Consider the following 15874-nt stretch of genomic DNA (forward strand, 5'->3'; position numbering starts at 1 on the left):
TTTCCGAAGGGATGCCGTCAAGCGCAATGCGCTCACAGCTCCCGTCATCCACCGGAAAATATCCGAATCGTGCATAATGGATGAACGGGCTTTCGCTCGGCGACCAACTGGCGCTTAGTCGCCCGCGCACCGCATCCGACAAATTCAAAGAACAATCCAGAGCCATGGCAACCTTCGATTCTGAACGTTCTCAAACTTCCCGACGCCGGTGCCCCCGTCTACCGCACGGCACCGCACAATATCGAAGCGGAACAGAGCGTTCTCGGCGCCATCCTGGTCAATAACGACGCCTTCTACCGGGTCTCCGACTTCCTGAAGCCGGAACATTTCTTCGAACCGATCCACCAGACCGTCTACGAGACCGCCGGCAGCATCATCCGCGCCGGCAAGGTCGCCACACCCGTCACCCTGAAGACCTTCCTGCCGGCCGACACCGATCTCGGCGGCATGACGGTGGCGCAGTACATCGCCCGCCTCGCCGCCGAAGCTACCACTATCATCAATGCCCACGATTATGGCCGGACCATCTACGAACTGGCGCTGCGCCGCGACCTGATCCGGATCGGCGAGGACATGGTCAATGTGGCCTTCGACGCGCCGGTCGATTTTGCGCCGCGCGCCCAAATCGAGGACGCCGAGCGCCGGCTCTACGAACTTGCCGAAGCCGGCCGCTATGACGGCGGTTTCCAGAAATTCTCCCAGGCGATGAAGACCGCCCTCGACATGGCCGCGAACGCCTACCGGCGCGAGGGCAAGCTGTCGGGCATCTCCACCGGCATGAAGGCCCTCGACGCCCGGCTCGGCGGCTTGCAGCAGTCCGATCTCGTGGTGCTCGCCGGCCGCCCCGGCATGGGCAAGACCGCGCTGGCCACCAACATCGCCTACAATATCGCCCGCGCCTATCAGTCCGAATTGCAGCCCGACGGCACCAAGAAAACGGTCAACGGCGGCATTGTCGGCTTCTTCTCCTGCGAAATGTCCGCCGAACAGCTGGCCACGCGTATTCTTGCCGAGCAGACCAACATTTCATCCGCCAGCATCCGACGGGGCGGCATCACCGAGGGCGAATTCGAGAAGATCTGCGACCACACCATCGAGCTGCAGCACCTGCCGCTCTATGTCGACGAAACCGGCGGCCTGTCGATCTCGCAGCTGACCGCCCGCGCCCGCCGCCTGAAGCGGCAAAAGGGCCTCGACGTCATCATGGTGGACTACATCCAGCTGCTGCAGGGCTCGGGCAAGCGCTCCGATAACCGCGTGCAGGAAGTCACCGAAATCACCACCAGCCTGAAGGCGCTGGCCAAGGAGTTGAACTGTCCGGTGATCGCGCTGTCGCAGCTGTCGCGTCAGGTTGAAAGCCGCGACGACAAGCGCCCGCAGCTTTCCGACTTGCGTGAATCCGGATCGATCGAGCAGGACGCCGACGCGGTGATCTTCGTCTACCGCGAGGAATACTACCTGCAGAACAAGGAGCCGCGGCCGGGCACGCCGGAGCACGAAAAGTGGCAGCTCGACATGTCGCTGGTGCACGGCCGCGCCGAAGTCATCATTGCCAAGCAACGCCACGGCCCCACCGGCACCGTCGAACTTCAGTTCGAGGGCCAGTTCACCCGCTTCAGCGATCTGGTCGGCGAAAGCCATCTGCCCGCGCATCACGAGTAGACGCGCAGCGCGGTTGAACCGCTCCTGCCCCGCGCCTATTGTGCAGTGCAGTTGATCGGTCCAGCGGCGACGCCGCGATGGCGTCATCTTCGCGCGTCAGGAACGTCCTATGAATGTTGTGTCAGATCCGAAATCCATCGCTGCCAGCCAAGCCCCTCCGATGAGGCGGCGCTGGCGGCGGCTACCGGCGTGCTGACCATCGATCTCGACGCCATCGTCGCCAACTGGCGCAAGCTGGAAAAGACCGGCGTGCCGGCCGAGTGCGGCGCCGCCGTCAAGGCCGACGCCTATGGCTGCGGCATTGACCCGGTGGTGCGCGCCCTGGCCTCCGCGGGCTGCAAGACCTTCTTCGTTGCCACCATCCCCGAGGCGCGGGCCGTGCGCGGCGCGGCGCCGGAAGCAGCGATCTATGTGCTCAACGGCTTTCTCCAGAATTCCGGCGACGCGCTGGCTGCCATCAATGCGCGGCCGGTGATCGGCGATCTCAACGAACTCGCCGAATGGGACATCTTCTGTCGCCGCACCGGCTGGCGCGGGGCGCCGCCGTCCATGTCGACACAGGCATGAACCGGCTCGGACTCAGCGTGATCGATGCGCAAAGCCTGGCGCCGCGCATCGCGACCGGCGATCACGGCATCACGCTGGTGATGAGCCATCTCGCTTGCGCCGAAAACGTGCAGCATCCGCTCAATGCCAGACAGGTCGCGGCGTTTCGCGAGGTCGCACATCTGTTCTTCGGCGTGCCGGCGTCGCTGGCCAATTCCTCCGGCATTTTCCTCGGCTCGCAGTTCAGCTTTGACCTGACGCGGCCCGGCGCAGCCCTTTACGGCGTCAATCCGACACCGGAAGCCGACAACCCGATGCAGCCGGTGGTCGATCTCAAGGCGCGCATCGTGCAGATCCGCGACGTCGCCCGCGGCGACACCGTAGGCTACAGCGCGACCTGGACGGCGCGGCGGCCGACCCGCATCGCCGTGGTCGCGGCCGGCTATGCCGACGGCTATTTCCGCGCCGCCGGCAGCAATGACGGCACCCGCGGTGCCGAGGTGATCGTCGCCAGCAAGCGCTGCCCGGTCGCCGGGCGCATCTCGATGGACTTGCTCGCGGTGGATATCACCGACCTCGCCCACAACGCCGCGCGGCGCGGCCAGATGGTAACGCTGATCGGCGACGGCATCACGGTGGACGAACTGGCGCATCACTTCGGCACCATCGCCTATGAAGTGCTGACCAGCCTCGGCCGGCGCTATCACCGGATCTACAAGGGCGGCGGCGCGACCTTGTAAAGAACCGCCGAACCGGTCGTGACCACCGCGACCAGGCCGGGCGGCGGCGTCGTGTCGGCAGGCAGATCCGTGAGCAGCACGTAGTCGAACCTGGAACGCCAGTTCGGAAGGTAGCGCGCGTCCTCGAGATTTTCGGCGGTGAAACTGTCCTGCCACAAAATCGGCCATACCACCGACTCCGCGAGCGGCTGCGCGATCGCGTCAAATGGCGGCTTCACGATCAACGGCTGCTGGCTGGCGTCGGCGAAAAGCAGCGGCCAGAATGCGTGGCGTTCGATCAGCAGCAAGGCCGGCAGGTGGCCGTCAAGCCGGTAGAAGGACGGCATTGCGCGCGACGGCCGGCCAACATCGGTGCTGGAACCGAGGCGGCCCCTCGCTGTCAGCACGCGCGCGCCGGCCGGCACCGGCGCAATGGCGGCGCGAAGATCGGCGACATCGTGCCGGTGATCGACCCACACCCAAGAGATATAGGCGCTGCGCATGCCGATCAGGGCCGCGAACACCGCGGCTGCGACCGTCGCACGACGCCCGGTGATGCGCGGTGCCATGCCGGCAAACAGGATCAGCGACATCATCAGGCAGAGCCGGGAATCGACGAAGCTGCCCCGGCTCACGGTGATCGGCGCCACCGTATAGAGCAGCAGCAGCGCGACCAAGACCAGTTGCATGCCCCGCGCAAACACCAGGTTCTGCCGGTTCAGCACCATCAGGATCAGGACCGCGATGCAGGTCACCATCGTGACCGCCGTGCTGTAGGTCGCGAACGGCGTCAGCAGCCCCGCCAGCTTGTGGATGCCGCCCCAGTCGCCGAACGCCACGCCCTGGGCGAACGGACTGGCGAGATAGAGCCAGACCAGAGGTGAAAGAACGGCAACAGCCAGCGCCGCGGTCTGCAGCAGCTGCGGCGCGCCGAGCCTGCCGGATTTTTCAGGGCGTGAAGCTGCGTGAGTTCGATCGAGGCCAGCATCAGCGCGAACAGCACGACGCCGAAGATGTGACTGAAGAATATCACGATGGCCGAGATCGCACCGACGATGGCGGCCATCACCACGCTGCCGCGCCGCCGCAGCACCAGCCAGGCTGCGGCGGCAACCAGCGCCAGCCCGAGCGACAGCAGGAAGTTCATGAAGCCGAGATGGAAGATGCCGTTATAGGCGATCACCCCCGATGCCAGCGGCCAGTACAGGAAGCGGCCGAAGGCAGCGCGGCTGTAGACCACCACGCCAATCACCGGCGCAAACAGGCTCAGGGCCAGCAGCATCCGTCCACCGGCATGCACGGAAGTGACATGAAGCAGTGCCGCGCCGAGCACGTCCATCGCCAGGTTGGGCAGAATGCGCCACGCCGGCGCATACATCTGCGAGAGTGTGGGATCGTCGGGGTGTGCGAGGACGAAATAGCGCGCGAGATGGTTGGGATAATCCTGCACCGGCGGCACGTCGACGAGGAAGAACGGCACCGCCAGCACGATCGCAAGTGCCGCCGCGGTCAGCCACCACAATGCTCCGGGTCCCCGCGCTGCTGATCCCCGCAACGGAGCGTCATGGTCAATCTCGGCCGTCGCAGTCATGCCTCGCCCCGTGTCGGCCGACCATGCCCAGCGGGTGTTATTATCCCGTGAACACGCCTGGAGGCGGCGAAAATAGACAGCGACCTGTTCGTGCCGTACTGGGGGAGCCTGATCGGCCCGGCACAGGACGCCTTTGATGTCATCCAGATCTATCGAACCGCCGCCTGTCGCTTCCGCAGACGCTGGCATTCCCCGCGACGAACTGCTCTACCGCTTGCGGCAGCAGTCCCTGCTCGGCGAGTTTGCCCGCCATGCGCTGCAAAGCCGCGATTTCGGCCAGATCCTGCAGCGCGCCACGGAACTCTGTGCGCAAGGTATGCAGACGAAATTCGCCAAGGTGCTTGAGTACATTGCCGAAGACAACCACCTGCTGGTACGCGCCGGTGTCGGCTGGGCGGCGGGAACGGTCGGCGTGGTGTCGCTCGGCACCGATATCGCGTCGCCGGCCGGTTTCGCCTACCAGACCGGCGAGGCCGTGGTTTCCAACCACCTGGCAGCCGAGACCCGGTTCCGTACACCAAAGCTGCTGTCCGACCATGGCATCAAGCGCGCCATCAACGTGCTGATCCCCGGCGGCGGCAAGGGCGACACGTCGTTCGGCGTCCTCGAAGTGGACAGCGCTGACTCCGGCAAGTTCGACGCCGGCGACGCCTCATATCTCGAAGGGTTTGCCGCCCTGCTCGGCATCGCCATTGAGCGCCAGCAGGCCGATGCGGAGCTGCAGCGCGCGCTGGAACACCAGGCGCTGCTGACCCGCGAGATGAGCCACCGCGTCAAGAACAGCCTGACATCGGTGGTCGGACTGCTGCGCGTTCAGGCGCGCAGCGCGCTGTCGCAGGACGTCCGCAACGCCCTCGATGACGCCAGCGCCCGCGTCAACACCATCGCCCAGGTTCATGATCATATCTGGCGCGGCGCCAGGATCGGCTTCATCGAGCTCACCGATTTCATGTCCGAACTCTGCAAGAACCTGCAGGGCACGGCGCCCCACCATACGCTGCGCTGCCAGGCCGAAAACCTCACGATCTCCGCGGACCACGCGATCCCGCTCGGCCTGATCATCAACGAACTGGTCACCAACGCCGTGAAATACGCCTACCCCGGCAGTCATGGCGTCGTCCATGTGACTGCAGGCGCGATCGACGGCCTGCTACATTTGGAAGTCGCCGACGAGGGCGTCGGCCTGCCCGAAGGCTTCGACATCGACCTGCCGCGCAGCAGTCTCGGCTTCAAGGTGATCAAGGGCCTGGTGCGCCAGTTGAAGGGGCAGGTCAGGATCGTCACCGCGCCCGCCGGCGGCGCCCGCTTCGTGCTCGACCTGCCGATCCTGACTCCGGCGTAAGCGGGGCCACGTGGCAGCTGCGCTACTTCGAAACTTGCTGCACGACTCGCGAGGTCGTGGCTAGGCTGGTCGCAAAGGGGCCTGTCGTGGATTACGGTTTCATCTTTGTCCTTGCGGTCGGCCTGATCGCCGGCACCATTTCGGGCATCGTCGGCACAGGCTCGTCGATCATGCTGGTGCCGGTGCTGGTCTATGAATTCGGGCCGAAGCAAGCAGTACCGATCATGGCGGTGGCCGCTGTGATGGCCAACCTGTCGCGGATTCTGGCGTGGTGGCGCGAGGTCGACTGGCGCGCCTGCGCGGCCTATTCGGTCACCGGTATCCCCGCCGCCGTGCTGGGCGCGCGCACGCTCTTGGTGTTGCCGTCGCGCGCGGTGGACGTCGCCATCGGCACATTCCTGATCGCCATGGTGCCGATGCGACACTGGCTGGCGCGGCACCAGTTCACGATCACCCTGTGGCACCTCGCGATGTCAGGCGCCATTATCGGCTACCTCACCGGCATCGTCGTCTCCACCGGCCCGCTCAGCGTGCCGCTGTTTTTGTTTTACGGCCTGACCAAGGGCGCGTTCCTCGCTACCGAGGCCGCCTCTTCGCTCGGCCTCTATCTGGCAAAATCCGTCACCTTTCAGCAGTTCGGCGCACTGACCTGGGAAGTGCTTTTCAAAGGCCTGATCGCTGGCTCGTCGCTGATGATCGGCGCGTTTGTCGCCAAGCGCTTTGTGCTGAAGCTCGATCCCGACGTTTTCCGGCTGGTGATGGACGGCATAATGATCGCGGCGGGGGTAAGCATGTTCTGGAATGCGCTTTGAAAGCCCGCTCGGAGCGATAACAAACTTGCAAATTGGCAGCGTACTCGCATAGATGAAGAGAACAAACCGAAAACGGCCGGATTTGGCCACGCTCGCATCAACGCTCCTCCCGACAGCGGCACGCCATGGCCAAGAACGTCCTCTCCTTCGTCTGCCAGAACTGCGGCGCGGCCTATAACCGCTGGCAGGGCAAATGCGAATCCTGCGGCGAGTGGAACACTTTGGTCGAGGAAGACACCACCGGTGCCACCACCATGCCGGTGTCGATCCGCTCCAAGCGACGCGGCCGGCTGTTCAATCTGGAAAGCCTGACCGGCAAGAGCGAGGATGCCCCGCGCATCGCGTCGGGCATGGGCGAGCTCGACCGCGTCACCGGAGGGGCTTCGTGCGCGGCTCGGTGCTGCTGATCGGCGGCGATCCCGGCATCGGCAAGTCGACGCTACTCACACAAGCGACCTCGCTGATGGCCCGCGCCGGCCACCGCGTGGTCTACATCTCCGGCGAAGAAGCGGTGGCCCAGGTGCGGCTGCGCGCAGCCCGGCTCGGCCTCGCCGACGCCGCGGTGCAGCTGGCCTCGGAGACCTCCGTCGAGGACATCGTCGCCACTTTGTCGGAAGGCGCCACGCCGCGGCTGATCGTGATCGATCTCGATCCAGACCATGTGGACCGACACCGTGGAATCGGCGCCGGGAACGGTGACCCAGGTGCGCGCCTCGGCGCAGGCGCTGATCCGTTTTGCCAAGAAAAGTGGCGCCACCATCATCCTGGTCGGCCACGTCACCAAGGACGGACAGATCGCCGGCCCGCGCGTGGTCGAGCACATGGTCGATGCGGTGATGTCGTTCGAGGGCGAGGGCTCGCAGCAGTTCCGCATTCTGCGCGCGGTGAAGAACCGGTTCGGACCGACCGACGAGATCGGCGTGTTCGAGATGACCGGGCTCGGCCTGCGCGAGGTCTCAAATCCCTCCGAGCTGTTCCTGTCCGGCCGCGATCTCGGCAGCCCGGGCACGGCGGTGTTCGCCGGCATGGAGGGCACCCGCCCGGTGCTGGTGGAACTGCAGGCGCTGGTGGCGCCGACCACATTAGGCACGCCGCGCCGAGCCGTGGTCGGCTGGGATTCCAGCCGGCTGTCCATGGTGCTGGCGGTGCTGGAGGCGCATTGCGGCGTGAAACTCTCCGGCTACGACGTCTATTTCAACGTCGCGGGCGGCCTGCGCATCCAGGAACCGGCGGCCGATCTCGCCGCCGCCGCGGCGCTGGTGTCGTCGCTGGCCAATGCGCCACTGCCGCCGGATGCGGTGTATTTTGGCGAGGTCTCGCTGTCCGGCGCGGTGCGCCCGGTGGCGCAAACCTCGGCGCGGCTGAAGGAAGCCGCGAAACTCGGCTTCGGCCGCGCGGTGCTGCCCGAATCGGCGCGCGGCGAGCCGATGGGCGATGCCGGGCTGGTGCTCAACACCATGGGCGGGCTGACTAGCCTGGTGGCCGATATCGCCGCCCGCGGTTCGCCGCGCGCCAAGGTGGACAACAGCAAAAGCACAGACGCGGAGAAAAATACCGCACCGGCCCGATTCAAGCGCGACAACGGCTGAAGCGGCGTGACGGACGGGGCCAGCGCCGCTATACCCTGCTCAACGCACCGGCCACTGACACACTCCATTAAGCCATCGGAACAATGATGGGATGACGGGGCCGTTAGCTGTTTTCCGGCCTTGCCGGACGTGCCATATGACCGTCACGCTGACCGGTAGATTCTCGCCGATTCGCGATTTTGACCACCGAGCGGACCTGACCAGCCGATGCCAATAACGATTCTCGACCTTGTCCTGCTCGGGGTAATGCTGATCTCCGGCCTGCTCGCGATGGTCCGCGGGTTCATGCGCGAGATTCTCTCCATCGCCGCCTGGGGCGCCGCCGCGCTGGTCACGCTCTACGCTTTCCCGAAGATGCTGCCCGCTGCCAAGGGCTATATCGCCAACGACACCATCGCCACCGTCGCGGTGATTGCCGGCCTGTTCATCGGTACGCTGATCGTCGTCTCGATCGTCACGGTGCGGATCTCCGACATGATCCTGGATCTCGCGCATCGGCGCGCTCGACCGCACCCTCGGTTTCCTGTTCGGCCTCGCCCGCGGCATGCTGATCGTGGTGGTGGCGTTCCTGTTCTTCAGCTGGCTGGTTCCCGACAAGCAGCGCCCGGACTGGGTCACGGGGGCCAAGTCGCTGACCGTGCTGAAATCCACCGGCGATTGGCTGATGGCACTCTTGCCGGATGACCCCGAGAACACCATCTTGAAGAAGTTCAAGAAAAACAAGCCCGATGAGGAACAGACTGACACCGAGCCGGCGGCCCCCGCCGGCGCGGGCGATGGCTATTCCAAACCTGCTCGCGACAGCCTGAAAAAGCTGATCGATGGCAAACCTGCGAAACAGTAGTACCCGGTTTCTTGCGACCAGAGAGGCGATGACCCCCATGCAAAGCCCTTCCCACGACGCTGCAAAACCGGACCTCGAACCAGACCACCACCACAACCTGCGCGACAGCGATGTTGACGGCGACATGCTGCGCGAGAAGTGCGGTGTGTTCGGCATCTTCGGGCACCCAGACGCCGCCGCCATCACCGCGCTCGGGCTACACGCCCTGCAGCACCGCGGCCAGGAAGCCGCCGGCATCGTCTCCTACGACAACGGCCGATTTCACAGCGAGCGCCGCCTCGGCCTGGTCGGCGACACCTTCTCCCGCCGCGAAGTGATCGAGCGCCTGCCCGGCACCGCCGCCGTCGGCCACACCCGCTACTCGACCACCGGCGAAACGATCCTTCGCAACGTGCAGCCGCTGTTCGCCGAGCTCAATGCCGGTGGCTTTGCAGTGGCCCACAACGGCAACCTCACCAACGGCCTGACCCTGCGCCGCGAACTGGTGCGCAACGGCGCCATGATGCAATCGACCACCGACACCGAGGTGATCCTGCATCTCGTCGCGCATTCCAAGCGCAACCGCTTCATCGACCGTTACATCGAGGCGCTGCGCGCCATCGAGGGCGCCTATGCGCTGGTCTCGCTTACCAACAAGAAACTGGTCGGTTCACGCGATCCGTTCGGCATCCGCCCGCTGGTGCTGGGCGAACTCGACGGCTCGCCGATCCTGGCTTCGGAAACCTGCGCGCTCGATATCATCGGCGCCAAGTACATCCGCGACATCGAGCCCGGCGAAGTCATCGTGTTCGACAAGAAGGGCGTACAGAGCCACAAGCCGTTTGCGCCGGTGCCGCCGCGCCCGTGCATCTTCGAATACATCTATTTCGCGCGACCGGATTCGGTGGTCGGCGGCCGTTCGGTCTACGACGTGCGCAAGGCGATGGGCGAGCAGCTCGCCCGCGAAACCCATGTGGAAGCCGATGTGGTGGTGCCGGTGCCGGATTCCGGCGTGCCGGCTGCAATCGGCTACAGCCGCGCCTCCGGTGTACCGTTCGAACTCGGCATCATCAGAAACCACTATGTCGGCCGCACCTTCATCCAGCCGACCCAGAGCGTGCGCGAACTGGGCGTGCGCATGAAGCATTCGGCCAACCGCGCCGCCATCGAGGGCAAGCGCATCGTGCTGATCGACGACAGCCTGGTACGCGGCACAACGTCGAAGAAGATCGTCAAGATGATGCGTGACGCCGGCGCGAAGGAAGTCCACTTCCGCATCGCCTCGCCGCCGATCACCCATCCCGACTATTACGGCATCGATACGCCCGACCGGAACGGCCTGCTCGCCGCCACCCACTCGCTCGAGCAGATGCGCGAACTGATCGGCGCCGACTCGCTGGCCTTCGTCTCGGTCGACGGCATCTACCGCGCCATGGGCGAGCCGGGCCGCGATCCTGCCCATCCGAAATTCAGCGACCACTGCTTCACCGGCGACTACCCCACCCCGCTCACCGACATGAGCGAGATCGAGGCGCCGCGCCAGCTGTCGCTGCTCGCCGAAGCGAGCTGAGGCCCTTACCTCGCCCCGCTCTTGCGGGGAGAGGTCGACGTTTCGCGCGAAGCGCGACACGTCGGGTGAGGGGCGCTTCCGCAGGGTTTATTCCTCGGCGCCATTGTGCAATAGCAGCCCCTCACCCGGCCGCGCTGACGCGCGGCCCCCTCTCCCGCAAGTCCGGGGCGAGGGAAGATCGAGCCGCATCATGCCCCTTCCTCTCGCCTCCCGTATTGCCCTCGTCACCGGCGCCTCGCGCGGTATCGGCTTTGCCACCGCCGTCGCCCTGGCCAAAGCTGGCGCCCATATCGTCGCGGTGGCCCGCACCCAGGGCGGCCTCGAAGAACTCGACGATACCATTCGTGCGGAAGGCGGCAGCGCCACTTTGGTGCCGCTCAACGTCACCGATTCCGACGGCATTGCCCGGCTCGGCGCCGCGCTCAACGAGCGCCATGGCAAACTCGATATCCTCGTCGGCAATGCTGGCGTGGCAGGCACGTCCTCGCCGCTCGGCCATACCGAACTGAAACGATGGACCGACAGCATGGCGGTCAACGTCACCGCCAACTTCCAGCTGATCCGCTGCATGGAGCCGCTGCTTAAAATGTCCGATGCCGGCCGCGCGGTGTTCATCACCTCCGGCGCCTCCAGTATCGCGCCGGCCTATCTCGGCCCCTACGCGGCCTCCAAGGCCGCCCTCGACGCGCTGGCGCGCGTCTGGGCCGCCGAGACCGCCACCACCGCCATCCGCGTCAACCTGTTCAGCCCCGGCCCGGTCCGCACCCGCATGCGCGCCACCGTGTTTCCCGGCGAGGATCCGGCGACATTGCCGACATCGGACCAGGTCGCGGAATTCATCGTGCCGATGTGCATGGCCTCGTGGAGCGAAACGGGAAAGCTGTACGACTACAAGTCGCGCAGGGTGATGGATTTTCATCCGCCGGCGTAGGCTCACCATAGTCGTCGCCCGGCTTGACCGGGCGACCCAGTAAACACTGACCTGTGTGTACTGGATCACCCGCTTTCGCGGGTGGTGACACCTGCGTGTGCGGTATGCGCACCGCAGCGCAAGATTGACTTCACGCCACGTCGGTACTTCACTCCCTGCCAAGCGGGATAACCCGCATCGAAAAATCGGGGAGGCTGCCCATGAGGCAGATGTCGAGGCGCGGCTGTTTGCTCGCAGCGATCGGCGGCACCGCCATCGCATGGCTCGCCATCGTCGGCACCGCCTGGGCCGCCGATATCCCGCGCTTCGAGGTAGAGGCAGCCTGGCCGAAGCCACTTCCCAACAACTGGATCCTCGGCCAGGTCGGCGGCATCACAGTGGACGCGCAGGGCCATATCTGGGTGATCCACCGGCCGCGTTCGCTGACCGACGACGAGAAAGGCGCGGCGCTCACCCCGCCGCGGTCGAAGTGCTGCGTGTCGGCGCCGCCGGTGCTGGAATTCGATACCGACGGCAACCTGCTGCGGTCGTGGGGTGGCCCGGGTGCAGGCTATGAATGGGTTGGCCGCGAGCACGGCATCGAGGTCGACGAGAAAGGCTTCGTCTGGGTCGGCGGCAATGCTGACAACGATAATGCGATCCTGAAGTTCACCCTCGACGGCAAGTTCGTGATGCAGATCGGATCGATCGCGCCGAGCAAGGGCAGCAATGACACGACTCAACTAGGCAAGCCCGCAGAGACCGCGATCGACAAGGACGCCAACGAGATCTATGTCGCCGACGGCTATGGCAACCGCCGCGTCATCGTGTTCGACGCCACCAGCGGCGCCTACAAGCGGCACTGGGGCGCCTATGGCAACAAGCCCAACGACGACAAGCAGGCCGCCTACGATCCGGCGGCACCGGCGTCGCAGCAATTCGCCAATCCCGTGCATTGCGTGAAGATCGCCAATGACGGCCTCGTCTATGTCTGCGACCGCATCAACAACCGCATCCAGGTGTTCAAGAAGGACGGCAGCTTCGTGAAGGAGTGGTTCTTCGAGAAGAACACGCTGGGCAACGGCGCGGTGTGGGATCTGGCGATCTGGCCCGACCCGAAGCAGACATGGCTGCTGTCGGCCGACGGCGAGAACAATGAGGTCCGCGTGCTCGACCGCGCCGATGGCAAGGTGGTCGGCAGCTTCGGCCGCAATGGCCGCAACGCCGGCCAGTTTCACTGGATTCACGCCATGGCGGTCGACGCCAAAGGCAACGTCTATACCGCCGAGGTCGACACCGGCAAACGCATCCAGAAATTCCGGTTGGTGTCCGACGCCCTGAAGTAGGCCGCATCCCGGGACGACAACGGCCAGGAGCGGTCAGGAGCGGTCACGATGCCGCCGGTCCGACTCCATTAGCCTAACGAAGCAATGGCCGGCTGCCGTGCAACTGCTATGCTCGATGGGTCACCGGCGCCGAAGACGCCGGGACGGGACAAACGCCAACCAACCGGTGCAGCATCCAGCCGCCCAAGACGGTACGACTGCGCCACCAATCGAGGGGAAACTCGCGAGAATTGCTATCTCAGGTCGCGCAGCCGTGGCTGTCGCGGTCGCCGGTCTGGCATGGTCCGCGCAGGCCCAGGCCCAGGACAAAACGGTCAAGATCGGCGTGCTCAACGACATGTCGAGCCTGTATGCCGATATCGGCGGCCCCAACTCGGTGATTGCCGCCAAGATGGCGGTCGAGGATTCCGGCCTGCTGAAGAAGGGCTGGAAGATCGACGTGCTCAGCGGCGATCACCAGAACAAGCCCGACGTCGGGGTCAACATCGCGCGGCAGTGGATCGATGTCGACAAGCTCGATGCGGTGGTCGATACGCCGAACTCCGGCGTCGCCCTCGCGGTCAGCAATCTGGTGAAAGAGAAGAACTCGATCCTGATCAATTCCGGCGGCGCCAGCGCCGACCTGACCGGCAAGGCCTGCACGCCGAACACCATCTCGGTGACCTATGACACCTACATGCTGGCGCATGGCACCGGCAACGCGCTGACCAAGGCCGGCGGCAACACCTGGTTCTTCCTCACCGCGGACTATGCATTCGGCGCAGCGCTGGAGCGCGACACCTCGGCCGTGGTGACGGCCGACGGCGGCAAGGTGGTCGGCGGCGTCAAGCACCCGATCAATACCTCGGACTTCTCCTCGTTCCTGCTGCAGGCACAGGCGTCGAAAGCCAAGGTGGTCGGCCTCGCCAATGCCGGCGGCGACACCACTAACGCGATCAAGCAGGCCTCTGAATTCGGCATCGTCTCCGGCGGCCAGAAGCTCGCGGCGCTGCTGCTGTTCATCAACGACGTGCATTCGCTGGGGCTGAAGACCGCCCAGGGTCTGTCGTTCACGGAGTCCTTCTATTGGGACATGAACGACAACACCCGGGCGTGGTCGAAGCGTTTTTCGGCACAGACCAAGACCGGCTCGATGCCGTCGATGACGGTGGCCGGCCTGTATTCGGGCATCCTGCATTACCTGAAGACGCTCGAGGCGATGGGCGGCAATCCGCATGACGGCGCCAAGGTGGTGGCCAAGATGAAGGAACTGCCGACCGACGACCTGCTGTTCGGCAAGAGCACGATCCGCGCCGACGGCCGCAAGATGCTCACGGCCTATCTCTTCGAGGTGAAGAAGCCCGAGGAATCCAAGTATCCGTGGGACTATTACAAGACCATCGCCACCATCTCGCCCGAGGACGCCGCACGGCCGCTGTCGCAAAGCGAGTGTCCGCTGATCAAGAAGTAACTGCCGCTGGACCGAGCGGAGCAGTTGCGAAAACGGCGCGCTCGATGAGCGCGCCGTTTTCGTATTCGCAGATCCTGTACGGCGACAGCGCGCCCGCGTTACCGCGTCGGACGCTTGCGCTTGTGAGCGAAAGGATTGGCCTTCTCGCGCAGCATGATGCGGATCGGCGTGCCCGGCAGGTCGAAGAACGTGCGCATCGAGTTGACGAGATAGCGCAGGTAGGATTCCGGCACCGCGTCGGCGCGCGAGCAGAACACGATGAAGCTCGGCGGTCGCGCCTTGGCCTGGGTCACGTAGTTGAGTTTCAGGCGGCGCCCCGACACCGCCGGCGGCGGATTGTTGTCGACGGCCTGCTCGAACCAGCGGTTCAGCGACGCCGTCGGCACGCGCCTGTTCCATACCGCGTAGGAGTCCTCGATCGCCTTCATCAATTTATCGATGCCCTCGCCCATCAGGCCGGACACCGCGACGATCGGCACGCCCTTGACCTGCGGCAGCAGGTGATCGACGTCGGTGCGGAGGTCGTTGACCAGATTGGCCTTGCCGCTCATCAGGTCCCATTTGTTGACAGCGATCACCAGCGCGCGGCCCTCGCGCTCGATCAGGCTGGCGATGCGCAGGTCCTGCTCCTCAAACTTGCTCTGCGATTCCATCATCAGCACGACGACTTCGGCAAAGCGGACGGCGCGCAGCGCGTCGGCCACGGAGAGCTTCTCCAGCTTCTCCTCGATGCGCGAGCGGCGGCGCAGGCCGGCCGTGTCGAAGAAGCGGAATTCGCGGCCCTTGAAGTTGAGCTCGACGGAAATCGAATCCCGAGTGGTACCGGCTTCGTCCGAGGTCAGCAACCGCTCCTCGCCGAGCAGATGGTTGATCATGGTCGACTTGCCGGCATTGGGCCGGCCGACGATGGCGACACGGATCGGCCGCTTGGCGATGTCCTCCTCGGACTCGATGATGTCGTCGTCGTCGAAATCCTCGACGTCGACCGGCGGCTCGGGCATCAGGTCGCGCAGCGCGTCGTAGAGATCGCTGAGGCCCTCGCCGTGCTCGGCGGAAATCTGGATCGGATCGCCGAGGCCGAGCGCATAGGATTCCATGGCGCCGACCGCGCCGTGCTTGCCCTCGCTCTTGTTGGCCACCAGCACCACCGGCTTGTCGGCGCGGCGGGCGAAATCGGCGAAGGCGCGGTCGTTGGGCGTCAGACCGGCGCGGGCATCGATGACGAACAGCAGCGCGTCGGCCAGACCGATGGCGGTCTCGGTCTGCTCCTGCATCCGCGCGGTCAGCGAGCCCTTCGGGCCCTCGTCGAGGCCGGCGGTGTCGATCAGGGTGAATTCGAGGTCGCCGAGCTTGCCGGCCCCCTCGCGGCGGTCGCGGGTGACCCCGGGGGTGTCATCGACGAGCGCGAGCTTCTGCCCGACCAGACGGTTGAACAGCGTGGATTTGCCGACATTGGGTCGGCCGATAATGGCAATGGTGAAAGACATGGCTGTTCCGTGCGCCCTTTAAGCAGC

The 15874-nt window shown here is 65.2% G+C and carries 10 protein-coding genes and 3 pseudogenes; 10 read left to right on the forward strand and 3 right to left on the reverse strand.

Going from position 1 to position 15874, the window contains the following annotated elements; all coding sequences use genetic code 11:
* The first annotated feature begins 177 nt into the window (after positions 1–177).
* The gene (locus ONR75_RS20330) at positions 178–1662 is read left to right on the forward strand and encodes a replicative DNA helicase (RefSeq protein ID WP_265083747.1); all 1485 of its coding nucleotides are present in this window, start codon (positions 178–180) and stop codon (positions 1660–1662) included.
* Between the two features lie 132 nt (positions 1663–1794).
* Positions 1795–2948, forward strand: a pseudogene (alr, locus tag ONR75_RS20335) (alanine racemase).
* Here alr and ONR75_RS20340 read toward each other — a convergent pair.
* Together ONR75_RS20340 and ONR75_RS20345 are read right to left on the reverse strand one after the other, a co-directional pair.
* The gene (locus ONR75_RS20340) at positions 2921–3766 is read right to left on the reverse strand and encodes a hypothetical protein (RefSeq protein ID WP_265078844.1); all 846 of its coding nucleotides are present in this window, start codon (positions 3764–3766) and stop codon (positions 2921–2923) included. The pseudogene alr and the gene ONR75_RS20340 sit on opposite strands and share 28 nt — an antisense overlap.
* Positions 3718–4449 carry a hypothetical protein gene (locus ONR75_RS20345; RefSeq protein WP_265078845.1) on the reverse strand — a complete coding sequence of 244 codons (732 nt, stop codon included), beginning with the start codon at positions 4447–4449 and terminating at the stop codon, positions 3718–3720. Before ONR75_RS20345 ends, ONR75_RS20340 begins: the two co-directional genes overlap by 49 nt.
* A 205-nt stretch (positions 4450–4654) precedes the next feature.
* Between ONR75_RS20345 and ONR75_RS20350 the strand changes: the two genes are divergently transcribed.
* The 8 genes and pseudogenes from ONR75_RS20350 to ONR75_RS20385 all read left to right on the forward strand — a co-directional run bounded on the left by ONR75_RS20350 (position 4655) and on the right by ONR75_RS20385 (position 14360).
* A complete protein-coding gene (locus ONR75_RS20350) occupies positions 4655–5860 on the forward strand; it encodes a sensor histidine kinase (protein ID WP_265078846.1) in 1206 nt (401 codons plus the stop codon).
* Positions 5861–5946: 86 nt separating this feature from the next.
* A complete protein-coding gene (locus tag ONR75_RS20355; protein WP_265078847.1) occupies positions 5947–6672 on the forward strand; it encodes a sulfite exporter TauE/SafE family protein in 726 nt (241 codons plus the stop codon).
* Between the two features lie 125 nt (positions 6673–6797).
* Positions 6798–8261: pseudogene (radA, locus tag ONR75_RS20360) on the forward strand (DNA repair protein RadA).
* Positions 8262–8468: 207 nt separating this feature from the next.
* Positions 8469–9105, forward strand: a pseudogene (locus tag ONR75_RS20365) (CvpA family protein).
* Positions 9106–9142: 37 nt separating this feature from the next.
* A complete protein-coding gene (gene purF / locus ONR75_RS20370; protein ID WP_265078848.1) occupies positions 9143–10654 on the forward strand; it encodes an amidophosphoribosyltransferase in 1512 nt (503 codons plus the stop codon).
* A 190-nt stretch (positions 10655–10844) separates the two neighbouring features.
* The gene (locus ONR75_RS20375) at positions 10845–11585 is read left to right on the forward strand and encodes an SDR family NAD(P)-dependent oxidoreductase (RefSeq protein WP_265078849.1); all 741 of its coding nucleotides are present in this window, start codon (positions 10845–10847) and stop codon (positions 11583–11585) included.
* A 209-nt stretch (positions 11586–11794) separates the two neighbouring features.
* Positions 11795–12910, forward strand: a complete 1116-nt coding sequence (locus ONR75_RS20380) for a hypothetical protein (protein WP_265083748.1) — start codon at positions 11795–11797, stop codon at positions 12908–12910.
* Positions 12911–13163: 253 nt separating this feature from the next.
* Positions 13164–14360 (forward strand): ABC transporter substrate-binding protein, encoded by a 1197-nt coding sequence (locus tag ONR75_RS20385; protein WP_265078850.1) that lies wholly within the window; start codon positions 13164–13166, stop codon positions 14358–14360.
* Positions 14361–14458: 98 nt separating this feature from the next.
* Here ONR75_RS20385 and der read toward each other — a convergent pair whose 3' ends face one another.
* Positions 14459–15847: a ribosome biogenesis GTPase Der gene (gene der, locus ONR75_RS20390; protein WP_265078851.1), complete on the reverse strand. Its 1389-nt coding sequence runs from the start codon at positions 15845–15847 to the stop codon at positions 14459–14461.
* Positions 15848–15874 lie beyond the last annotated feature (27 nt).

It is taken from the genome of Rhodopseudomonas sp. P2A-2r, from assembly GCF_026015985.1.
Lineage (GTDB): Bacteria > Pseudomonadota > Alphaproteobacteria > Rhizobiales > Xanthobacteraceae > Tardiphaga.

Excerpts from the sequence above, each read along its gene's own strand:
- purF (WP_265078848.1), top strand. The coding sequence starts at position 9,143 with ATGCAAAGCCCTTCCCACGACGCTGCAAAACCGGACCTCGAACCAGAC.
- ONR75_RS20375 (WP_265078849.1), top strand. The coding sequence starts at position 10,845 with ATGCCCCTTCCTCTCGCCTCCCGTATTGCCCTCGTCACCGGCGCCTCG.
- ONR75_RS20350 (WP_265078846.1), top strand. The coding sequence starts at position 4,655 with ATGTCATCCAGATCTATCGAACCGCCGCCTGTCGCTTCCGCAGACGCT.
- der (WP_265078851.1), bottom strand. The coding sequence starts at position 15,847 with ATGTCTTTCACCATTGCCATTATCGGCCGACCCAATGTCGGCAAATCC.
- ONR75_RS20380 (WP_265083748.1), top strand. The coding sequence starts at position 11,795 with ATGTCGAGGCGCGGCTGTTTGCTCGCAGCGATCGGCGGCACCGCCATC.